General features: G+C 61.0%; 19 protein-coding genes. 11 read left to right on the top strand and 8 right to left on the bottom strand.

Features of this window, described 5'->3' with window-relative positions; translation table 11 throughout:
• Positions 1–98: 98 nt before the first annotated feature.
• Complete coding sequence (locus ACE03M_RS11900) at positions 99–926, bottom strand: MBL fold metallo-hydrolase (protein WP_485934096.1); 828 nt, start codon at positions 924–926, stop codon at positions 99–101.
• 213 nt (positions 927–1139) lie between these two features.
• On the opposite strand from ACE03M_RS11900, the gene ACE03M_RS11895 reads away from it, so the two are divergent.
• The 6 genes from ACE03M_RS11895 to ACE03M_RS11870 all read left to right on the top strand — a co-directional run bounded on the left by ACE03M_RS11895 (position 1140) and on the right by ACE03M_RS11870 (position 8554).
• Positions 1140–3272, top strand: a complete 2133-nt coding sequence (locus ACE03M_RS11895) for a CocE/NonD family hydrolase (protein WP_485934095.1) — start codon at positions 1140–1142, stop codon at positions 3270–3272.
• A 6-nt stretch (positions 3273–3278) separates the two neighbouring features.
• Complete coding sequence (locus tag ACE03M_RS11890) at positions 3279–4232, top strand: ABC transporter substrate-binding protein (protein ID WP_485934094.1); 954 nt, start codon at positions 3279–3281, stop codon at positions 4230–4232.
• Between the two features lie 7 nt (positions 4233–4239).
• The gene (locus tag ACE03M_RS11885; protein ID WP_485934093.1) at positions 4240–5283 is read left to right on the top strand and encodes an ABC transporter ATP-binding protein; all 1044 of its coding nucleotides are present in this window, start codon (positions 4240–4242) and stop codon (positions 5281–5283) included.
• Positions 5280–5999 carry an ABC transporter permease gene (locus tag ACE03M_RS11880; RefSeq protein WP_143921184.1) on the top strand — a complete coding sequence of 240 codons (720 nt, stop codon included), beginning with the start codon at positions 5280–5282 and terminating at the stop codon, positions 5997–5999. Before ACE03M_RS11885 ends, ACE03M_RS11880 begins: the two co-directional genes overlap by 4 nt.
• Entirely contained in the window at positions 5999–6661 is a 663-nt protein-coding gene (locus ACE03M_RS11875) for an ABC transporter permease (protein WP_485934092.1), read from the top strand. Before ACE03M_RS11880 ends, ACE03M_RS11875 begins: the two co-directional genes overlap by 1 nt.
• A 90-nt stretch (positions 6662–6751) precedes the next feature.
• Positions 6752–8554 (top strand): ABC transporter family substrate-binding protein, encoded by a 1803-nt coding sequence (locus ACE03M_RS11870; protein ID WP_485934091.1) that lies wholly within the window; start codon positions 6752–6754, stop codon positions 8552–8554.
• Between the two features lie 9 nt (positions 8555–8563).
• On the opposite strand, the gene ACE03M_RS11865 is transcribed toward ACE03M_RS11870, so the two are convergent.
• Together ACE03M_RS11865 and ACE03M_RS11860 are read right to left on the bottom strand one after the other, a co-directional pair.
• Positions 8564–10252: a DUF885 domain-containing protein gene (locus ACE03M_RS11865; protein WP_485934090.1), complete on the bottom strand. Its 1689-nt coding sequence runs from the start codon at positions 10250–10252 to the stop codon at positions 8564–8566.
• Positions 10253–10408: 156 nt separating this feature from the next.
• Positions 10409–11611 carry an ABC transporter permease gene (locus tag ACE03M_RS11860; RefSeq protein WP_485934089.1) on the bottom strand — a complete coding sequence of 401 codons (1203 nt, stop codon included), beginning with the start codon at positions 11609–11611 and terminating at the stop codon, positions 10409–10411.
• An 89-nt stretch (positions 11612–11700) separates the two neighbouring features.
• Here ACE03M_RS11860 and ACE03M_RS11855 point away from each other — a divergent pair, with 89 nt between their 5' ends.
• The 3 genes from ACE03M_RS11855 (at position 11701) to ACE03M_RS11845 (ending at position 15102) form a co-directional block, all read left to right on the top strand.
• Entirely contained in the window at positions 11701–12303 is a 603-nt protein-coding gene (locus ACE03M_RS11855) for a TetR/AcrR family transcriptional regulator (RefSeq protein ID WP_485934088.1), read from the top strand.
• Between the two features lie 180 nt (positions 12304–12483).
• Positions 12484–13806, top strand: coding sequence for a metal-dependent hydrolase family protein (locus ACE03M_RS11850; protein ID WP_485934087.1), 1323 nt, complete (start codon positions 12484–12486; stop codon positions 13804–13806).
• A 105-nt stretch (positions 13807–13911) separates the two neighbouring features.
• On the top strand, positions 13912–15102 hold the full coding sequence (locus ACE03M_RS11845) for a M20 metallopeptidase family protein (protein ID WP_485934086.1): 1191 nt from the start codon (positions 13912–13914) through the stop codon (positions 15100–15102).
• Positions 15103–15132: 30 nt separating this feature from the next.
• Here ACE03M_RS11845 and ACE03M_RS11840 read toward each other — a convergent pair whose 3' ends face one another.
• A complete protein-coding gene (locus ACE03M_RS11840; protein ID WP_143921190.1) occupies positions 15133–15870 on the bottom strand; it encodes an MgtC/SapB family protein in 738 nt (245 codons plus the stop codon).
• A 156-nt stretch (positions 15871–16026) separates the two neighbouring features.
• On the bottom strand, positions 16027–18477 hold the full coding sequence (locus ACE03M_RS11835; RefSeq protein WP_485934085.1) for an ABC transporter permease: 2451 nt from the start codon (positions 18475–18477) through the stop codon (positions 16027–16029).
• A gap of 202 nt (positions 18478–18679) precedes the next feature.
• Here ACE03M_RS11835 and ACE03M_RS11830 point away from each other — a divergent pair, with 202 nt between their 5' ends.
• Positions 18680–19336, top strand: a complete 657-nt coding sequence (locus tag ACE03M_RS11830; RefSeq protein WP_485934084.1) for a TetR/AcrR family transcriptional regulator — start codon at positions 18680–18682, stop codon at positions 19334–19336.
• 40 nt (positions 19337–19376) lie between these two features.
• Here the strand turns inward: ACE03M_RS11830 and ACE03M_RS11825 are convergent, their stop codons facing one another.
• Complete coding sequence (locus ACE03M_RS11825) at positions 19377–20087, bottom strand: DsbA family oxidoreductase (protein WP_485934083.1); 711 nt, start codon at positions 20085–20087, stop codon at positions 19377–19379.
• 58 nt (positions 20088–20145) lie between these two features.
• On the bottom strand, positions 20146–21273 hold the full coding sequence (locus tag ACE03M_RS11820; RefSeq protein ID WP_485934082.1) for an Rv2578c family radical SAM protein: 1128 nt from the start codon (positions 21271–21273) through the stop codon (positions 20146–20148).
• 77 nt (positions 21274–21350) lie between these two features.
• Here ACE03M_RS11820 and ACE03M_RS11815 point away from each other — a divergent pair, with 77 nt between their 5' ends.
• Positions 21351–22262: a phosphotriesterase family protein gene (locus ACE03M_RS11815; protein WP_143921194.1), complete on the top strand. Its 912-nt coding sequence runs from the start codon at positions 21351–21353 to the stop codon at positions 22260–22262.
• Between the two features lie 46 nt (positions 22263–22308).
• Here ACE03M_RS11815 and ACE03M_RS11810 read toward each other — a convergent pair whose 3' ends face one another.
• Positions 22309–22833: a flavin reductase family protein gene (locus tag ACE03M_RS11810; RefSeq protein ID WP_143921195.1), complete on the bottom strand. Its 525-nt coding sequence runs from the start codon at positions 22831–22833 to the stop codon at positions 22309–22311.
• Positions 22834–22858: the final 25 nt, after the last annotated feature.

The following is a 22858-nucleotide window of genomic DNA, read 5'->3' as shown; positions in this document are numbered from 1 at the left end:
CCGTCAACTCGGACCTGGCCGGTTTTTCGCATATCGATGTGTGCCCTGACGGGAGTATTCAGGGCACGGTCTTCTGGACAGGAACTCGAACCGTCTTCTCAGGTGAGCTCGTCGTGGGCCCCTGAGACCCATTCGGCGTAGCGTTCGGCCGAGGTCGCCACAGCCTCCCTGGCTCCGCTCGAGATGGTCTGCCCGAAGTTGCCGTACATCCGATCGAAATCGAGGTCGGCCACCGAGGCTGCGATGCGTCTGACAACACCTGCCGACAGCGGCAGATAGTTGGGGAAGCTGCGCATGAACGTCACCCACCCTGAGCGGGCAACCGGCGCGATCGTGTCTCCGCTGAGCATCACGCCTCGACCGTCCTTGCCGGTCCACATGGCTACCGCGCTGCCGGGGAAATGACCGCCTATGCGCATCAAGCGGACTCCGGGAACTGGTTCAGCAAACTGATAGTAGCGCCAGATGTTCAATCCCTCGCGCTGGACCCAGCCGGCATCTGCACGGCAGACGAAGATCGGTGCATCGTCGAAGGCCGCGCTCCACTCGAGCTGCAGGCCGAACATGTGAGGATGACTGGCAGCGATGGCCTGAACCCCGCCGAGGTCCGAGACTGCGGCGATGACGTCCTCGTCGATGTAGGGCGGGACCTCGAAGAGCAGATTGCCATACTCGGTCTGCGCCAGATAGCACGTCTGCCCGATGCCCAGCTTCGGCTCCACACGCAGCGCGTAGAGACCTGGTTCTCGTTCGACGACGGAGACGCGGTGGTGTTCGAACTCGAGTTGTTCACGCGTCGTCCAGACCTGACCTGACTCCGGCAGCCACTGGCGGTCATCCGAACAGATCGGACACACATCCGGTGGAGGCGTACTCGTCTCGACACCGCACGTGCGGCATATCGTCACGTTCGCCAGTGCTGTCATCGGTGTGTACCCCCTGCACCCGAGGATAGTCGCCGAGTGCAGGTGGGGCCAGGTAGCCGGTGTCAGGTGTGGTTGGCTGTCATCCATATCACTGAGCGAAACAACTGAACAGCCATGCAGTTACCGCTGTTAACCTCGGGCACTATGGCACCAACTTCTTCGCACCAGCACACACGTACAGCACCACCAGCCGATGCCACGGAGGCATTCTCTGTGAGCAGCAATTGCGGACCTGCCGACCGATATCGCACGAATCCTCGCGGCGTTGACGTCATCGAGCACACGCGCATTCCCCTGTCAGACGGGGTCGAACTCGCCGCCCGGATCTGGCTGCCGGACGACCTCAAAGACAAACAGGTTCCAGCCGTCTTGGAATACATCCCCTACCGCAAGAACGACATGACCGCTGGTCGCGACCAGACGATCCATCCCGAATTTGCCCGCGCCGGCTACGCAAGCATCCGCGTTGATATGCGCGGCTGCGGGGATTCGACCGGGATCATGACGGACGAATACTCCGAAACCGAGCTTGATGACGGTCTTCAGGTGCTCAGATGGATCGCAGCTCAGCAGTGGTCGAACGGTAAGGCAGGAGTGATCGGAAAGTCGTGGGGCGGATTCAACGGGTTGCAGCTCGCCGCACTGCAACCACCAGAACTCGCCGCCATCATCACAATCTGCTCCACCGATGATCGTTTTGCCGACGATGTTCATTACAACGGCGGTGCCATAGTCGGCGACCAAATGCTCTCCTGGGCCTCCACAATGTGGGGATACAACGCACGCCCACAGGATCCTGCGGTCATGGGCGAGGGCTGGGCTCAGGACTGGAAACGTCGGATCGACGAAGCACCGGTCAATATCAACGACTGGCTCAGCCACCAGCGCCGAGACGCCTACTGGAAACATGCTTCAGTCTGCGACACCCCGGAAGCCATCAAGGTTCCGATCCTTGCCGTCGGCGGACTTCTTGACGAGTACCGAACGACCCTGTTTCGGCTGATGGAGAATGCGAACCACCAGCGAGAGACGAATCCCGACTACCCGCCGGTTCACGCACTGCTCGGCCCCTGGGCGCACAACTACCCGCACCAGGCAGCACCGGGACCGGGAATAGACTTCATCGCCGAAGCCGTGCGCTGGTGGGACCAGTGGATGAGTGGAATCGACAACGGAGTCAAGGACCAGCCGCAATTGCGTGCCTATGTCCCCGACAGTGCCCCCGTTCACTCCGACCGGGAGACTCGACCGGGACGCTGGGTCGCAGAGAGCAGCTGGCCCTCACCAGGAATCGAAGACGTCAGCTGGGACGTGCAGGACTCGACTCAGGCAGGTCCCCGTCAGCTGCGCAGCACCGAGCTCATAGGCTACAACGCCGGCAGCTGGCTGCAGTTCGGTGAGGCAGCGGGCATGGCCGGTGACCAGGCCGCCGATGACGCACGCTCCTACACCGCAGACTGGGATCTTCCTGCCGGCCTGGAGATCGTCGGCACCCCGAGCCTCAGAGCGATACTGACTTCGAGTTCAGACCGCGGAGTCATCGCAGCCCGCATATGCGACGTCGCTCCAGACGGCACCTCACGACTGGTGACCATGGGCCTTTTCAATCTGACACATCATTCCTCCCATGAACATCCCGCACCTCTGGCTCCGGGCCGGGACGTCACCATCGACTTCCCGCTCCTATCCACCGCCCACCGATTCCTGCCAGGCCACCGTCTGCGGTTGAGCATCTCCGCGAGCTTCTGGCCCATGCTCTGGCCGTCGCCCGAAGAGACTCTCCTGACGGTCACAGACGATCCGGAGCTTCGACTGCCCGTGCGCAGCGTCGACTCGGCCGAGGCCGACGCTGAAACCTCCCGGGAACTCACCGACCACCTCGGCGTGCCTCCGACCCCGCCAGTGTCCACGATCGATGCGTCAGGGCCGCCCATGACCCGCACCCTGGAGACTGATTTGGTCAATCGCAGCGCGACTGTGACCACTGTGTCCGAGGGCTGGCAGACCAACTCGAGCGACGGACTCTTCTATTACACGCTCGAGCGTGATTCCTATGAGCGCAGTGAAACCGATCCTCTCTCGCCGACAGCAATCTGCGAACGAGTCATCCGCTACCGGAGGCCCGCGCTTGCGGATCCTGTCAGCAGTCAGGCGTTGCTGCAGCAGGCCGATGCCGATGCGCTGACGAAGGATGATCAGGGATGGGATGTTGAGCTGCGGACACGCAGCACCATGAGCGGTGACACAGCGAACTTCCTCGTGACCAATGAACTCGTTGCCTACAAGGACGGAAGGCAGTTCCATTCGAGGACCACCACGAAGACCGTTCCGCGCGACCTGAACTGAGCAACGATGTACAAACTGAATAGACACGCACTCAATCGGCGCCGGGTCCTGCGAACGCTCGGCGCACTCAGCGTTGGAATGGCAGCGGCCACGCTGGGCGGTTGTACCTCCACCACGGCCAGCGTCGGTGGTGCCAAATCAGGTGCTGCCAGGCGCAGGATCACCATCGGATCCAAAGGATTCGCCGAGAGCTGGATCATGGGCGAACTCTACGCTCAAGGGCTTCGAGCTCGCGGATACCAAGTGGATCTGAAGACGAACGTCGGATCCAGCGACATCATCAATACCGCACTCCAGTCGGGCCAGATCGACATCTACCCCGAATACACCGGGGTCATCGTGGTGAATTGGGTTGGCATTGACACTGCGCTGGGCACGGCCGATGAAACCTATGACATAGCGAAGGGGTGGGAGAACGAGCATGGAGTGACCACACTTCAGGCCACACCTTTCGAGAACAAGAACGCGGTCGCTGTGCGTAAGGAATTCGCCGACGAACATGGGCTGAAGAAGGTGTCCGATCTCAAGGGCATCGGAGATTTCACCTATTCGACGTACCCGGACAATGTCTCCGGAGCAATCGGGTATGAGGGCATCGTCGACACATACGGTCTGACGAACATGAAACTCAAGACTCTGAGCATCGGACTGAACTACCAGGCAATCGAACGTGGCGAGATCCAAGCCGCGGACGTGTTCACCACCGATCCGCAGCTGCTGAGATCCGACCTTGTCGTTCTCGAAGACGACAAGAAGCTCTTCGGATTCCAGAACGTCGTACCGCTGATCAGGGACGATGTCTTTAACGACCTCGACGACGACGCGCCTGAGTTCTTGAACAGACTTCATTCACTCCTGACGATCGACGCAATCCAGGCGCTGAACGAAGCTTCCGCAATTAATAGGATCGACCCCGCTCAAGTGGCCAGGGTCTTTCTGCAAGCAAACGGACTGATGTGAGAACACGATGACATTTCCATCCACCGACCCGAAGACGACGTCGACCACGAACTCGTCCATCGTCTTCGACCAGGTCACCAAGCTCTACCCCGGACAGGCCGCACCGGCTCTCGATTCGCTTGACATCGAGGTGAAGTCGGGCGAACTCGTCTGCCTAGTGGGTCCGTCCGGTGGCGGTAAGACGACAGCTCTCCAGCTGGTCAATCGTCTTGTCGACCTCAGCAGCGGAGACATCCGCATCGGTGACCGAAGCATCATGGACATACCTGCCATCGAGCTGCGTCGAACTATCGGCTATGCAATTCAGCAGTCCGGTCTGTTTCCGCACTACACGGTGGCGGAGAACATCGCGATCGTGCCGACCATTCTCAAATGGGACAAGTCACGAATCACGCGCCGGACTGCCGAACTGCTCGAACTGGTCGGACTGACTCCGGTCGACAGCTGGTTGGGCAGGTATCCGTCCCAGCTCTCCGGCGGTCAGCAGCAACGAGTCGGAATCGCGCGCGCACTCGCGGCCGATCCTCCGGTCATGCTCATGGACGAACCCTTCGGAGCACTCGATCCGATCACCCGGATGGCGGTCCAGGACGAATTCCTTGAAATTCATCGGGCTGTCGGGAAGACGACCCTCTTCGTCACGCACGATATCGACGAGGCCATCAAGATGGCCGATCGGATCGCGATCCTCAAGCCTGGGGGCAAGCTGGCCCAGTACGACACTCCCGCCGAGGTGCTCACTCACCCTGCCGATGAGTTCGTCGCGGAATTCCTCGGTGCAGAACGTGGCCTCAAGCGCCTCGCCCTGACCACTGTCGCCGAGGTACTCGTCGCCAAGGCTGAATCCGAGCTGCCGGTGGAGTCTGATCTGCCTCAGGTCGAGGCCGACGTGACATTGAGGGAAGCACTGTCCGTGGTTTCCGCTGCTGGGGCACACGGTGCACGTGTGATGGAGCGGGGGAGCCACCTCGGCGACGTCACCCTGCACGATCTGGTCGATCCGCCAGCCAACGCCGTTGGCGCGAGGAACGGGGAAGGTGTCGGATCATGAGCGGGATCGCGCCTGCCGGCGATCCTGTGATCCCGGACTACGGACAGGCCTCCGACTGTGTGATCGGCAACGGCCCGTTCTGCGGTGATTGGTTCGTCGACCAGTGGTCGACTGTCTTCTGGCCGCCGCTGGTCGACCACATCTACATGGTCGTCATCGCCGTCGTGATCGGATTCGTCATCGCATTCGCCGCCGCGCTGATCGCCTACCGAAAGAAATGGCTGGCCGGACCCATCGGGATCGTCGCAACGTTCCTGTACACGCTTCCTCCTCTGGCGTTGTTTCAGCTGCTGGTTCCGTTCACCGGTCTGACTCTGCTGACCGTTGAGATCGCGTTGGTGTGTTTCACGCTTGTGATCATCTTTCAGGCAGTGCTCGCCGGTCTGGCGGCGGTCCCGGACGATGTGAAGAGATCAGCAATCGGGATGGGTCTGAACCAGAGACAGCTCATGGTCAAGGTCGAATTGCCGCTGGCCCTGCCATCGATCATCTCGGGTCTGCGCATCGCTACGGTGCTGACAGTGAGTGTGGCTACGATTGCGGCATTCGTCGTCGACAGCGGTCTGGGGTCGCCAATCCTCAAGGCCGTGTCGTCGCCGTTCAATACGCAGTTCATCGGGGCCGGAGCACTCGCGGTCCTCCTGGCCTTCGTCCTCGACGGACTACTGGTGATTGTCGGCAGAGTACTGACACCCTGGACGAGAGCGAGGGTCTGATGAAAGAGATATTCGGGGCATTTCCCTTCATCGCAGCCAACTTCGGGATGCTCATGGAGAAGACGAGCGAGCATCTGATCATCAGCCTCGTCCCATTGCTCGCAGCCATCGTCATCGGCGTGCCGATCGGTATCTGGCTCGGCCACATCCACAAGGGCGAATTTCTGGCAGTGAGCATCACGAACATCGGCCGGGCACTTCCAAGCTTGGCCCTCATCGCGATTCTCATCGGCTTCGTGGGCATCGGAATGCTCAACGCAATGATCGCACTGTTCCTGCTCGCTTTCCCGCCGATACTCAGTTACGCCTTCCAAGCCGTGAATTCTGCGGATCGTGATCTGACGAGAGCTGCGAGAGGAATGGGAATGACGCCTCTGCAGGTGCTGAACAAGGTGGAACTTCCCCTTGGCCTGCCGATGGTCATCAGCGGCATTCGCACTGCGGCCGTGCTGACAGTGAGCTCCGCAACGATCGCTACAATCGCCGGCAGCGGCGGATTGGGCGACGTTATTCTCAACCAAGTGGCATACGGGATCGAAGGCGTTCTCGCCGGTGCCGTTTGGGTTGCGATCTTGGCGATCCTCGTGGACCAGATCTTCGCTCTGCTGCTGCGAGTGGCTGCCCCGACAGGGGTGAAACAGCTGCGGGCGACGACGGTGTGAAGCCGAGTCCGCAATAGGAGACAGAAATACGGAACGACTCAATCAGCTGAGCATCAACTGCTCGATCATCTTTCACACACAGGAGTGAACATGAAGAAACGTCTGACGACTATTGCAGGAGTCGCCGCGATGGCGCTCATCGTGACCGGATGTACGCCGCCAGGGGGCAGCTCGGATTCCGCCGGGACAGGATCGGTTCTCAACGTCGGATGGAATGAAGCATTTCGTTCGATGAACGACATGACCAATGACGGCAATGCCGTTGCCAACACGATCATCGCCTACATGATGAACGACAACTTCAAATATTACGACGACCAGCTTGAACTGCACGACGGTGCGCTCGGCACCATCGAGAAGGTCTCCGAAGACCCGTTGAAGGTGAAATATACGTTCAACGAGGACTCCAACTGGTCGGATGGAACTCCTGTCGATGCCGTCGACCTGGCGCTGACCTGGGCTGCCCGCTCAACCAACTTCAATACCGTCGATGAGAACAATGACGACGCCGGAATGGTGAAGAAGAACGACGCCGACACCGTCTATTTCGACTCGACGAGTGTTGGCGCACCCCTGATCAAAGACTTTCCCGAGATCAGCGAGGATCGGAAGTCCCTGACCTTCACCTACTCTCAGCCCTTTGCCGACTGGGAGACAGAATTCGGCCTCGGCGCCTATGGATCGGGCGTTCCCGCTCACATCGTCGCTAAGAACGCCTTGGGCGCCGAATCTTCCGAAGAAGGAAAGACAGCGATCATCGAGGCCATCAAGAACAACGATGTCGAAGCCCTATCGAAGATCTCGAATTTCTGGAACACAGGTTTCGATTTCACATCCATGCCGGACAACGAGGACCTTCTCGTCCACAGCGGACCGTACAAGATCACCGCTTTCGAAGAGGGGCAGTACCTCACCCTTGAACGCGATGAGGCATACACCGGTCCCGTTGATCCGAAGATGGACACCATCACGGTTCGCTACAACGGCGATCCCATGGCGATGGTCCAAGCCATTGAGAACGGCGAAGTCGATATCACTCAGCCTCAGTCGACGGCTGACGTCCTCAAAGCGGCTGAAGATATCGACGGTGTCAGCATCATTCCCGGTGAAGATGCCACATTCGAGCACGTCGACCTCACATTCGACAACAACGGCCCCTTCGACCCTGCTTCGTATGGCGGCGACGAAGACAAAGCTCTGCAGGTCAGGCGGGCATTCCTCAAAACCCTTCCGAGACAGGAGATCGTCGATCGTCTGATCAAGCCGCTCAACGAGGAGGCAGGGGTCCGTGACTCCTTCAACCAGGCACCAGATTCCCCGCTGTACAAGGAGATCGCGGAGGGCTCTGGTATCTCGGATTACGACTCCGTCGACGTCGAGGGCGCGAAGAAGCTGCTCGATGAGGCGGGGGTGAAGGAGCCGACTGTCCGTTTCCTCTATGACAATACGAACGCACGCCGTGAACAGATCTTCCAGTTGGTCAAGGAATCGGCGGAGAAGGCAGGGTTCGCCGTCGAGGATTCCGGCGACGTCAACTGGGGTACGCGCCTCGGTGACGGAACCTACGATGCCTCCCTCTTCGGTTGGGCCCTGACGACGACCGGTGTCACGGAATCGGATTCGTACTACCGCAAGGGCGCGCAGAACAACTACAGCGGATATCACAACCCGACGACGGCGAAGAAGCTCGATCAGATGCTCGTGAGCATTGATCCTGAAGAGCAGAAGACACTGGCCGCGGACATAGAGAAGCAACTCATCGACGATGGGTTCGGGCTGCCGCTCTTCCAGTTCCCTTCGCTGACGATCCACCAGGATTCAGTGAAGAACGCCTCGACGACCACTCTTGATCCGTCGATGTTCTGGAACTACTGGGAATGGGAAAAGGAGTAACCGCTGACGTCAGCGGCGCATGGCCCTTGACAAGGTGTCCAGCCCGAGTGACCCAAGATTGAGTGCCTTCGAGTGGAAGCCCTTGAGATCGAAAGTCTCACCGGCTTCCGTTTCGGCATCGTGTCGAATCTGCTGCCACAGGCGATGCCCGATCTTATAGCTCGGGGCCTGCCCCGGCCAGCCCAGGTAACGGTCGAGTTCGAAGGCCAGGAATGTGCGATCCGTGGCGACATTGTCCTTGAGGAACTGCCATGCCTTGGCACGGTCCCAGGTCCCACCACCCAGATGTGTCGGTGCTTTGAGGCCGAGGTGGAATCCGATGTCGAGTGCTACTCGTGTGGTCCGCAAGCGTTGGGCATCCAGCATGCCGAGCCGATCGGCAGGATCGTCCAGGAAGCCGAGTTCTTCCATCAGCTGTTCGGCGTAGAGAGCCCATCCTTCGCCGTGACCGGATACCCAGCAGACGTGGCGGCGCCAGCGATTGAGTGAATCGGCAAGATAAGATGCCTGACCCATCTGCAGATGATGTCCGGGGACTCCTTCATGATAGACGGTGGTCTTCTCCTGCCAGGTCGCGAATTCGGTGACGCCATGAGGCACAGACCACCACATTCGTCCGGGGCGGGAGAAATCCTCGCTGGGCTGTGAATAGTAGACAGCGCCTGTGGCGGAGGGTGCAATCATGCACTCGATGGTCCGGAGCGGTTCGGGAATGTCGAAGTGCGTCTGCCCGAGTTTCTCAATGGCCTCATCGGCGACATCCTGCATCCAGGCTTGAAGCGCCTCGGTCCCGTGCAGAGCACGGTGCGGATCATTGTCGAGCATTGCCATGACGTCGAAGAGCCCGACCCCTGGGGCGATGGCCTTCGCGATCGCTTTCTGTTCGGAGTCGATTCGGTTGAGTTCATCGAGTGCCCAGCTGTATGTCTCTTCGAAGTCGACCTCAGCTCCCAGGTAGTTCCTGGAATGCAGCGCATAGGCGTCCCGACCACATGCTTCGTTCTCGTGCGCCCGAGTCATGAGCATTGCGAAGTAGTCGCTCAGCTCTGCAAATGAGTCCTTGGCCGCAGCGGCGGCGGCAGCAAGGTCGTTTCGCAGACCGGTCGAGAGGTTCGCGGCACCTTCGATGAGTGTGTCGAACCGACTGTTCTCCTTCGCCAGGGCAAGTGACTGCTCACGAACTCGTTCGATCTGCGCTCGGGCCGGGGTGCGGCCCGAGCGCTGCTGCGCGTAGGTCAAAGATTCTTGATACCCAGATATTGACGCTGGCAGGCCGGCAAGCGTCGACTTGATCGTCTCCCAATCTCTCGTCGTCCGTGTCGGCAAGAGATCGAAGATATCTCTCATCTGTTGGACTGGAGATTCAATCACGTTGAGGACGGTGTGACTGAGGTCGCTGTCGAAGAGGTCATCGGCGACACTGAATCGTTCGCGCATAGCATCGATGGTCACATCATCGGTGTCATCCAGACTGGGAGAACCGTTCATCGCTGCGGTCGTTTCAAGGTCAGCGAGTCTGTTCAAGGCGCGGGCCCGGAGATCCTTCGCGGCTTCGAATCCGGCAGGGGAGTAGTCATCGAAACCCTTGTCGTTGTCAAGGCCGAGGAATAGGGGAATCGACGGATAGAGGTCTGAAAGTCCGTCGAAGTAATCTTCGGCAATTCCATCGACGATTGATGGCTCTCTCACTGTGCTCATTGAGGAACGGTATCGCAGGGATGGAGCAGACGGCTGACGGTTCCAGCCTGTGGATACTTACTTTCGTCGGATGCCGACGCGGAGCCTGACCCTGTGCCTTCTGGGGTCGGCTCCACGTCGTTGAGGAGGAGGAAGTCGTTGAGGAGGAGGGACAGCTCAGCTCACGGCAGTCCGCTGCTTCGAGTGAGCCTTGAGGTGACCGACGAGGATGAGGGCGATGCCCAAGGAGAACCAACCGATGAGCGCCCACCATTGCATCGCCATGGGTGCATCCGGGAAGTAGGACAGGTTGCGCAGCAGGCTACCCGACGCGCCGGGAACGAAGAACTGGCCGATGTCTCCCCAGGCCCCTGCGAGGAACTCCTTCGGTGCCTGGAGCGAGGCGATCGGATTGCCGATGAACATCGTGAGCACCGCGCCGATCGCTATGCCACCCGGACCTATCAGTGAGACGAAGCCGTTGATGAGTGCCGCCGTCGCCGCGACTGCCAGGCCTGCAGCAAGTACGTTGAGCCCGAAGCTGCCCTGCAGAATGCCGAACCACGTCTGCAGGACGAGGGTAAGTGCAAGTCCGCCGATCGTGCCGTAGGCGACGACCGCGACCGCACGCATTCGGCGAGAGCGCACGAGCATGCTGGTGAGCACGCCGCCGACGATGCCGCCGATGGTCAGAGGCAGACCCGCGATCGCAAGGCCGGCACCGGTGGAATCGTTGTCGTTGAGCGGCACGACATCCGTGACCGTGACCTCAGGGACCTCCATCGCCGAGGCGTCTGGGGCCTGTGCCTGGTCGCCTGGGTTTTGCTGTGGTGCACCAGGACTGGGCTGAGATCCGGCTGGCTGAGAGGCCGCTGCGAGTGCATCCTGCATCTCCTGCATTCCGTCCTGCATGCCCGAGATCGCCTGCTTGTCGATCTTCTGCTGCATCTGAGCGGCAATCCCGCCCAGCTGCTGGGCAACAGGAGGGGAGGCAGCAGTCGAGGTGAGGATCTCAGGGTCGTCGCCAAGCAGGAGCGCCCCGTAGACCTCACGTTCACGGATGAGCTGCTGCGCCTCGGCGCGGGAGTCGACCTTCTTCAGATCGAGCATCCCCTCTGGAGCATCGGCCGTGATCTGATCGATCTGTTCCTGATCGCCGACGGCCGCAACCGGAAGATCTTTGGGCTCAGACGTGACAGTCGGCCAGCTGAATGCCAGCAGGATGACTGTGACGATCGCCGCGGCGAAGACCGCGGCGAGCAGTGCCTGTTTGAGGCTGGGCTTGTGCGCCCTCGTGTCGGCCGCCCTCGTGTCGGCCGTGCTCGTTCTGCCGCGCCTATCGTCCGTGCCGTCCGAGCTGCTGAGGATTCTCGTCGCCATGCCTATCCAATCATTGAAAACGAATACTCATTCGTTTTACTCTTTCGAGTACGATATATCAAGAATGGTCATTCGTTTTTGGAGGTTTGGTGCCGAAGGTCACGGACGAACACAGGGAAGCTATGCGCACGCGGATTCAGGATGCCGCGCTTGCGTGTTTCTTTCGCAAGGGCTTCGCCGGAGCGTCGATGGCAGACATCATCAAGGAGGCGGACTTGTCCGCCGGAGCCGTCTACGTCTACTACTCGTCCAAGGCGGAGCTCACGCTCGACGCCGGCAGGCGAATCATGGAAGAGCGTGTGGCCGAGCTGCAGGACTTCGGAACAGCAGACGAGGTTCCACCTCCACATGAGGTCTTCCCGCAGCTTCTGGACAAGATCCTCCATGACACCCCATTCGCTCCGCTGCTGCTGCAGGTATGGGGAGAGGCGTCGCATTCCCCGGATTTCGCCACAATCGCCGCTGAGATCTACCACGAACTCATCAGACGATTCGAGGCCTATCTGAATGTGTACTTCCATCGGAGTGCAGGGCTTGCCGAAGGCGTCGCACAGGCCAGGGCGCATCGGATCGCGCCGGCCGTCCTCGCGCTCATGCAGGGCGCCATCGTTCAGACCGCGATCTTCGATGATGCTTCGCATGCGCGGATCACGGATTCCGTCGAAGCCATGTTCGCTCAGCTCGTGGACTGAGGTTTCGCTGGCAGAGTTCGCGGACTGAGGTTCTGTCGAGACTGGAGCACCTGCCCTTCGCCGCCGGAGCCTGCCCGCTCTTCCTGGTCATGATGCGATCACTGTGCACCGCTGTGTGCGGAATGATCGACAATGGCACATGCAGCGCACGATCTCCCGTTGAAAGGATCACCATCACTGATGTCGACCGCCTACCTGCCCACCACGATCAACGATTCCGAGCACACTGTTCTTCGCGGAGCTGCCCTCATCGATGGCAACGGCGGTGATCCCCTCTCCAGTGCGGAGATCGAGATCAAGGACGGACGCATCGTCTACGCAGGACCCGAGCGCACCGAAGGCACCAGCTCGGCGGGGAAGGGCCACGACACTGGTGGCAAAGCCCCTCGTGTCATCGACCTGCAGGGCAAGACGATCATGCCCGGCTTCATCGACTCTCACGTGCACTTCGGACTCTCGATCGAGAACCAGGCGGCGAACCTCGCCCGCTTCGCCTCGGAGCGGATCGTGCGCAGCGCTGTCAACGCCCGGGCCACCCTCATGGCCGGAGTCACCACTGCTCGTGACCTCGGCGGAACCGACCGCGGCGTGCGCGACAGCATCCAGCAGGGGCTGATCCTCGGGCCCCGGATGCACCTGGCCATCACACCGCTGTCACCGACCGGCGGGCACACCGATTTCACGATGCCCAACGGTTTGTCCACCATGCCTGCCATGCCCGTCGACCCGATCATCGACACCGATGACGACGTCCGCCGGACAATTCGCACCCTCGTACGTTCGGGTGCGGACGTGATCAAGGTCTGCACCACCGGCGGCGTCTCGAGCCCATCGGACACCCCCGATGACATCGGCGTTCCCGAAGAGCATGTGCGACTCATCGTTGAAGAGACAGCCAAACGAGCAGGACAGCCCGTCGCCGCCCATGCCCAAGGAGCCGATGGCATCAAGGCAGCCATCCGCGGCGGTGTCCGCTCCGTCGAACACGGTTACGGAATCGACGACGAAGGCATCGAGCTCATGCTCGAGCGCGGAACGTTCCTCGTCCCGACGCTCAGCAGCGCACTGCGGATTCCGGACCCGAAGAACGTGCCCGACTACCTATACGAGAAGAAGGTCAGATGGTCCGCGATCGCGCGCGAACGCGTGGCCGTGGCGATGGCCGCTGGTGTGAAGGTTGCGCTGGGAACCGACGCCGGTGTGTGCCCACACGGACTCAATCTGCGTGAGGAGATGCATGCCGTCGAGCTCGGCCTGACACCGATGCAGGCGATTGTGGCGGGGACGAGGAACGCGGCGGAACTGCTGCGCCTGTCTGCTGACGTGGGCACACTCGAGGAAGGCAAACTGGCTGACCTTGTCATCGTCGACTTCGACCCGTTGGCCGATATCACCCAGTTGGCCGACCCGGCGAAAATCAAAGTCGTCATGCAGGGCGGGGCGCTGATGAAGGACTCCGCGAGTTGGTTCCCCAGCGCCCCCGTCCGGTCGCTGCTCGGGTGAGTTTGCGTCGACCGCCGAAACAGTCCGAACTCCATCCACCCACCGCTTCATCCACCCACCGCTTCATCCACCCACCGCTTCATCCACGATCAGAGAGGAACTACTATGACCCACGATTTCGCTGCCGAGGCACAGTCTCTGGCGACCGAACTCATTGACCTTCGCCGTGACCTGCACCGCAACCCCGAGCTGGGTCTCGAACTCCCAGTGACTCAGCGCATGATTCTCGACGCCCTCGAGGGACTGCCCTTGGAGATCACAACCGGCAAGGGGCTGAGCTCCATCGTTGCTGTGCTCCGAGGCGGCCGGCCCGGTCCGACGGTACTCCTGCGCGGTGACATGGATGCCCTGCCCGTTGCGGAGGAGAACGATCTGGACTTCGCCTCGACCAACGGCAATATGCACGCCTGCGGCCATGATCTGCACGTTACTGGTTTAGTCGGGGCCGCGAAGCTGCTCAGCGCACACCAGGAGGAACTCGCCGGTACCGTGGCCTTCATGTTCCAACCCGGTGAAGAAGGTCCGGGTGGTGCCAAAGACATGATAGACGAGGGCATGTTCGACACCATCGGTGCAGTCCCCGATGCGGCGTATGCCATCCATGTCGCTCCTGGAGCACACGGAATCTTCACCACGAGACCCGGCACCTTGATGGCCGGAGCGAACACCCTTCACGTCACCTTCCACGGACGCGGCGGCCACAGCTCACAGCCGCATGCCAGCATCGATCCCGTCCGGCCCACTCTCGAATTCGGCCAGGCGCTCTACTCGATGGTCACCAGCACGTTCAGCGTCTTCGATCCGGTTGTCGCCGAAGTCACGCAGCTGCAGGCCGGCGAGGCCGTCAACGTCATCCCACCCTCGGCGAAGATCGGCGCTTCCGTGCGGACGCTGTCAGCAGCTTCGACGAAGAAGTTCGCCGAGGTGGCCCCACGTCTGGCCGAGTCGATCGCTGCCGCTCACGGGTGCACCGCCGAGGTGGTGTGGACCGAACAGTACCCCGTCACGGTCAACGACGACGGCGAGGCCGCGTTCGTCGCAGACACGATGACCGAGACTTTCGGTGAGGACCGTTACGTCGAGGCGCCGACCCCGCTCATGGGGTCCGAGGACTTCTCCTACGTGCTCAACGAAGTTCCGGGCGCGTTTCTGTTCTTCCTCGTGTCTCCGCAGGATATCGACCTGGAGACTGCAGCGTGGAACCATTCGCCACAGGTGCTCTTCGATGATGCCCATCTGGCGGATCAGGCCGCAGCCCTCGCCACCCTCGCATGGAAGCGCTCGCTTCGGGACTGAAGGCGCGTGTGGTGCGCGGAGAGCGGCGAATCACACGGAGTCACCGTCATCGTCGACCGAGTGGACCTGGTCCTCGCGCATGCTCACCTTGTTCACGCCGGAGAGGTCCAGCAGTGCAGGGATGAGCATGTGCAGGGGCGGTCTCCCCTCGAACTTCACGTCGATCTGGACCATCCGCACGCCGTTTTCGGTCTCGAAGCGTTTGGAATCGAGGATGGTGTTCGAGTAGCCCATGTCGCCTGCCACGGCGAGGATGTCACGGAGGATTCCTGAGCCGTCCTCATAGGCGATGCGCAGCAGTTTTCGGTGGTCGCTGTCGGGGATCCGACGGATGAGGGGCGCGACGACGAACAGGGTGAGCAGGTGCAGTGCGGTGAGCATGATGGCCAGTGACAGCATCCCTGCGCCGCAGGCCATGCCCACGGCCGCCGTCACCCAAACGGTGGCGGCAGTCGTGAGGCCACGCACCATGTTTCGGCCCTTGAAGATCACGCCCGCGCCCAGGAAGCCCACACCCGAGACGATCTGTGCGGCGATCCGTGACGGATCCAGACGAGCCTCGTCCCCGAGCACACCGGCGAACCCGTAGGCGGAGACCAATGTGAATGCACATGTGCCGATCCCCACAAGAACATGGGTGCGATAGCCCGCGCTCTTCTGCCGGAACTGCCGTTCGAAGCCGATCAGCGAGCACAGGACGAAGCTGGCCAGGAGCAGCTCGGCCTCGATGAGGCCAGTCGGACCGAAGAAATCGATATGTGAACCCATAGTTATCCGACTGTAGACCCAAAGCTTTCCACACTGAAGATCACGTCACATCAGAGACTCATCTGGCCGGCGGGTGCACTTCTCCGCAGGAAGTGGCGATGTCGGCGCCGAAGAGCGCCGCCGGCGTGAATGCTCCGGGTTGTCCTGGCCAGCTGATCACACGGTGGAGGGGATCCGCCCCTGCTGATCTGCCGATTTGGGATCCGTGGGGTAGTGACTGTCATCATAGGAATGCTCAATCCCCACCTCGGCGGATCGAAGTTTCAGCCGGTCGCCTGCAGTGGGCGCGGCTGTGTAGGCTCTCTGGTCCGTCGACTCTGCTTGTCTTGCAGGCTCGAACCGGTCGCCGACGATCGTCGAGCGCACGGTCGCAGTGGAGCTTGAGCCTTCGAGGGCCTTCGCCTGCTTCCGGGCCTGCTTGTTCCGTTCCCTCTCCTGCTCAAGGTGGAGATTGCCGAAGTCATGTTCTGTACGCGGCGGTTTGATGCTGTCGATGAGGAACACCAGTGCCAGGGACACGAGGCCCCAGAGCCCGAGGACCTGCATATGCTCGGTGACGACATCGCTGTCGAAGTAGATGATCGAACGGATGGTCTCCACCGCTGCCGCCATCGGCAGGAAGTCGTGCAGCGTGGTGAAGAACGACGGGATCATGTACTCGGAGATCGCCCCGTTCGAGGCCGGCATCCCCGCGAACATGAGAGTGCCGATGACCGGAATGATCGCGAGCATGCCGATGAGTCGCTCGAAGACCATGGCGAACATGGCGATGCAGAAGATCGCGATGATTCCGGCTCCCCACAGCGCAGCGAAATGACCGTCGACGGCTCCGGTGATCGGGCCGGCGATGAGGGTGACGACCAGTGACATGAACGGTGCGTACACAGCGGTCAGGGGGATCATCCGCTTCAGTGGTCGGCTCCACGGGTTGGCGTTCGCACCGACGATGACCACCATGAATCCGGCGAGGACCCAGCCCATGGCAACGTACATGACGACTACGCCGTTCTTGTCCCGGTCCGGCAGCACATTGACGTTGTCGACATTGAGCTCCACGTCCTGCTGGGAGGCGACCTGATCGAAGATCCGGTTGACGACCTGGTAGGCACTGTTGTTTCCGGCTTCGTTCGCAATGAGACCGAAATCGGCATTCTTCTGAGTAGGCAGCACGAGTGCTGCGACCTCGTCCCGATCCTCGACCTGGGCACGTGCCTCTTCTTTGTCCGTCGTGGCAGTGAAGTCGAACATGTCCTTGCCCAAGGACTTCTCGAGGTCGGCGATGGTGTCCTTCGACTGCTCGGTCGAGGAACCGACCACGGTCACGGGCATGTCCTTGGGTGTGGGGGAGCCCATCGCACCGAGCATGAAGGTGAGCATCATCGTGACCATTGCCAAGGGGAAGACGATGAGTGAGATGTAGCGCCACACCTTCGAATCCGGACGCCGGCCGCCGTGCAGCGACGGGATGTTGACATCGAGTGGTTTTGGATCCGGATTGCGCCGGTGGGAGATGAAGTCGTAGGCCTTCGTCAGCAGCAGACCGACGACGGCGCCGATAGCCAGCACGAGGAGGTGCTCGGTGACGCCCGCGCCATCGAAGTACAGAACGGAGCGCAGCGCTTCACCGATCGCGGGCATCGGCAGAATTTCGTGCGTGAAGCGGTAGAACGCCGGCATCGTGTACACAGGGTAGGACAGGTTCGACGACGGCATGCCGAGGACCATGAGGAAGAAGATGCCGACGATCACTCCCAGGGCACCGGCGATTCGGGTGATGAGCAGCTGCACGCAGGAGATCGCGAACACACCCAGCCAGGCGACGCCGAGAACGGCGACCGTGTCCTTGATATCGACGATGTCGAGGATCGGGCAGGCGACCGTCCAGACCAGCCCGGCGATCACCGCGGCCCAGGCCCCGAGGATGGGGACGATGCGTGTGAACTTCAGCAGTTCGGGAGAGTTCGAGCGCAGGACGCTGAAGGGCAGGTATCCGGCCATGACGATGGCTGTCATGAGGAACATGGCTCCGAGACCGGAAGGATCGTCGTCCGGCAGGGATGCAATGTCCTCGGTGTCGACGTCGAGTCCCTCCTCCTGTAGGGCGGGCATGACGAGGCCGATGACTGTCGTCTGCTGTTGGACTCCTGCACCACCCGCGGTGTAGAGCGTAGCTTTGTCGCCCGTGATGACGACCGCCGCCGAGGCTTCGCGGTCGTAGACCATCTCACGCGCGGTGTGAGCGTCATCGACGGCATCGACGTCGAGGGCATCCGGTTCGGAACCGTCGAGCGCAAACTTCATGTCCGCGGCCTTCGAGTCCGAACCGGCCACGACGACGGGCATGTCATTGGCTGAGGGAGAGTGCATGGTGCCGAGGTATCCCGTGATCATCATGCCCACCAGGATGAGCGGCATGATGAAGATCGCTGCCGTCCTGCCAATCAGTTCTGCCTTGGCCCGCTTCGCGGCTGCAGCCTCTGCCTCAGCGGTGTGCTGCTCGTCCGTCGACTCCGGAACCTGGTCCTGGTCATAGTCGTCGTCTTGACTGGTGTCGTGTGAGTCATGCCCACTGGCCTCGCGGCGGGTAAGCGGCGGTGGTGTGCCCACTGTCGTCCTCCTGATGGATCGGAAGTCGAGTGATCACCGTTGACCACCTTGAACTCGATCAGTTTAAGACACGTGACTTATACTTGTGAAATCGACATGGATTTGCCAAGGTGGCGGCGATGCTCGCCGAGGTGGTCGGGTCGCTGATATCGCGGCAGGGAGTCCGCATCTTGAGCGGCTTGGGAATGGAAGAATAGGGACTATGGGAATCCAGAGTTACAGAGCGCGCGTGGTGCTGCTCAACTCCGCCGAGGAGCTCTTCGCCATCCACGGCATCGATGCTGTGTCGAATCGCCGCATTGTCGACTATGCAGGGGCGGCGAATCATTCCGCGATCTCATACCACTTCGGGGGTCGAGACGGTCTGCTGCGTGCACTCGTGGAGCGTCATGTCGCCGAGATGTCCCTCCGCAGGGACGCTTACGTCGCAGGCCTGGGTGAGACCCCGAGCATTCATGATTTCGTCCGCAGCAGAATGGGCCCGCTGTTCGACGTTCTCGCCGATCTGCCGCGGCCAAGTTGGCGTGCACAGTTTCTCGCACAGGTGGGGACCGTGCCCTCGGCTGTCGAGATCATGAAGTCCGTGATGGCTGAGTCCTCCCTGCCCGAGGGGCTGAGATTCATCCACGGCGACGTTGAAGGCATTCCCGAAGCGGTCCTGCGTGGCAGGGCCTATCTGCTGGCCCATATGGTCACCAGCGCGTGTTCGGACCAGGAGGTGAAGATGAATGAGGGGACTCACAAAGGCGACTGGGAGCAGGTAGGGCGGTTCCTCATCGATGCCGCGGCAGGCATGCTCGCAGGCCCCGTGACATCACCGGACGGTGCGATCCGCTATCCGTCGATGCCGTTTCTCTGACGAGTGTCCCTGCGGGACGAATCAGTCGCAGCCTGTCGAATCAGCTGCAGCCATCGGGGCCGCACACCGTGCCGTCACGAAAGGCTTCGTCTCCACCGGCGAGTACCGTGAGCTTCTGGCTTTCTTCCCACGCTGTTTCGAGGGCCTGTGCAAATGCTTCGGGTGGCTGGGCACCGGAGATTCCGTATTTGCGGTCGATGACGAAGAACGGGACTCCATTGGCGCCGAGCGCTCGTGCCTCGGTGATGTCGGACTTCACCTCGGCGGTGAATTCGTCGGTGGAGAGGACCCGACGGGTCTCCTCGGCGTCGATGCCGACAGTTCGGGCCACCTCGGCGAGATAGTCGACGTCACCGATATCGCGGCCCTTCTCGAAATGACCGGACAACAGGGCTTCTTTGGCCTGGTTCATGGCCCCGTGGGTCTTGGCCAGGTGGAGGAAGCGGTGGGCGGTGAAGCTGTTGGCCACGACGATGGAATCGAAGTCGTAGTTCAGCCCCTCATCGGCGGCCTGCGCGGTGACGTGATCGAACATCTGCCGGACCTGATCGGCGGGCATGCCCTTGGCCTGGCTGAGGTACTCGGTCTCTGTTCCCGTGTAGTGGTCGGGCAGGCTCGGGTCGAGCTGGTAGCTGCGCCACTCGACCTCGACATCGTCCTTGTGTGCGAAGCCCTCCAAGGCAGTCTCGAAGCGACGTTTTCCGATGAAGCACCAGGGGCAGGCGATGTCTGACCAGATCTCAATCCTCATAACAGGTCAAACCTGGGCGCGGCTCGGGTTATTCCCCACAACGAAAGGTACGAGTGGATCAGAACAGGGCTTCCTGCGGCGGGGGAGTGAGGCTGGCGACTTGAGCAGTGGCCGAAGACTTGGCGGCGGCTCGGGTGAGGTCACCGCGCTTGGTCTTCGGGTAGTCGTCATCGCCGGAACCGCGCAGGTCGTAATTGTCAATGAGCGGATTGATGCGCCGACTCAGCCAGGCTCGGTACTCTTTCGACGCGTACGAGGACTTCGCGTACATGCGACGGTAGCGGGGGAGCAGTTCCGGATATTCGCGTTCCAGCCAGGTGAAGAACCATTCGCGGGCACCCGGCCGAAGATGCAGGGCACCATAGACGACCCTGCTCGCGCCCGCCTCTTTGATTGCACGAAGTGCGGTATCAAGATGCTCCATCGAGTCGGTGAGCTTCGGCATCACCGGCATGAGGAAGACCGTGACTTTGAATCCGAGGTTCGCGGCCGCTTTGACTGTCGCTAGGCGTGCTGTGGTCGTCGGTGTGCCTGGCTCGATTGTCTGTTGGAGGGTGTCATCGTAGACAGCGATCGACATGCTGATCTCCACGTCGACGTCCTCGTTGGCGCGGGCGAGCAGCGGCAGATCGCGCCGCAGCAGGGTGCCCTTGGTCAGCACCGACATCGGAGTTCCATGCTCGGCCAGGACGGTGATGATGCCCGGCATGAGTGAGTAGCGACCCTCAGCGCGTTGGTAGGGGTCCGTGTTCGTGCCCAGAGCCACCAGCTCTCGTGACCACTTCGGTTTGGCCACCTCGGCGGCGAGGACTTCGGGGGTGTTGACCTTGACGATGACCTGCCGGTCGAAGTCCTCACCGGAATCAAGATCGAGATATCGGTGGGTGTTGCGGGCAAAGCAGTAGACGCAGGCATGAGAACACCCGCGGTAGGGATTGATCGTCCAGGTGAATGGCATTGAGCTGGCCGCGGGCACCTTATTCAGCGCCGACTTCGCGAGCACCTCATGGAAGGTGACGCCTGCGAACTCCGGTGTTCGAACACTGCGCACCAGGCCCTTGAGGCCGAAGAGTTCGGCAGGAGATGCATCGCTGCCCTTGCCTGGCGTGCTCGTCGGAGAGCTCGTCGTAGGGCCTGTCTCTGCACCGACAGCTGGTCCAAGAGTGCTCTGCTGATTCCACCTCATGAGTATATTCGAACATGTGTTCTAGTGGGAGTCAAGAGTGCGTAGAGTGGTGGCAACCTCTTTGATTGGAAAGTCTGATGATCCAAACCGTCACGGGCCCTATAGAAGCTGCGGATCTCGGCGTCACACTTCCGCATGAGCACCTTTTCATCAATCTCATGCGTGAGTATCGAGGTGACGGTCTGCTCAACGACCCAGACCTGGTGGAACATGAGTTGCGTCTATACAGTGACCTGGGCGGGAGCTCGATAGTCGATGTGACAAGCAGCGGCCTGGATCGCAACCCGCTTGCGCTGCTCGATGCATCGCGACGCACGGGCCTCAACGTTGTCATGGGATGCGGTTACTACAGGGATCCGTATCTTCCGAACGAGGATGTGGATACGACGACCGTCGAAGGCCTGAGCGAACGGATCGTCAACGACCTGGACGTAGGTGTCGATGGAACCGGAATACGGGCGGGTGTTATCGGAGAGGTCGGCAGCGACAAGTGGTTTGTCAGCGCGCGGGAAGAAAGGTCTCTGCGCGCCGCTGGTCGAGCCCAAGCGCGCACAGGTGCAGCGCTCACGACTCATTCGGCGCGTTGGCCGGTCGGGATGCCGCAGCTCGACATCCTCGAGGAAGAAGGCGTCGATCTCAGGCGTGTGATCGTTGGGCACTCCGACTCGGTGCCGGATACGGAGTACCATCTCGCTCTGGCTCGGCGCGGTGCATATGTGCAATTCGACATGCTCGGTATATACACCTCCGAATACGACCAAGAGCAACGCATCCGGTATATCAAGAACTTGGTCGAATCGGGGTTCGGCGATCATGTACTGCTTTCCCATGACGTCTGCCTGAGGGGGATGCTCACCGTCAACGGGGGCGTCGGCTACGGTCACATACTGAGAGATTTCGTTCCTCGGATGCGTGCAGCCGACATCTCGGATGACCTGATCGAAAGAATGTTGGTCACCAATCCTGCTCGGGCGCTCGAGCCACAATGACAAACCTCAAGGAGTGACAACCCTCAAGGTCGGAAGCCACCGCAGTCTATGAGACTCTCATGCCCTTGAATTCGCTGCGATGGAAGACGAGTGCTTCGGTTTCAGAGTCAGCACCGGAATCGGCACGACTGCCGGTGTCGAGGATCTCGAGCAGTGCGACGGTGTGATCGCCTGCCTCGATCTCGTTATAGAGACGCGTCCAAAGGTGGGCAGGGCTGCCCGGGATAGTCAGAGCGCCATCTGCCGTGACCTCGGGGTCGATCCCAGCGAAGCGCGAAGTACGGTCCTTCGAGGCCAGCTGTCTGGCCAGGTGTGACTGATGGGTGCCGAGGAGGGAGACTCCCAATGCGGGCGCAGTCCGCAGGAGTGGCCACGTACTTGAGCTGGTCTGGACTGCGACGCTGATCAGGGGAGGGTCGAGTGAGACTCCTGCAGTGACGGTCGAGGCGACGAGTCCGAGGGGAGTCCCGTCGACCTCCGCGCCGATGAGCGCAACGCCCTGTGGGAAGTGCGAAAAGGTCTCGCGCAGAGCATCCGGTGACACGGCTGCGGCTCGTGCGATCGTCGACATGAACTTGCCTCCGGTGGAATGTAGT

It is taken from the genome of Brevibacterium sp. AGC70 (assembly GCF_057334195.1).
Note: the sequence above shows the minus strand (reverse complement) of the source record. Positions and strands in the feature narration are given on the sequence as shown.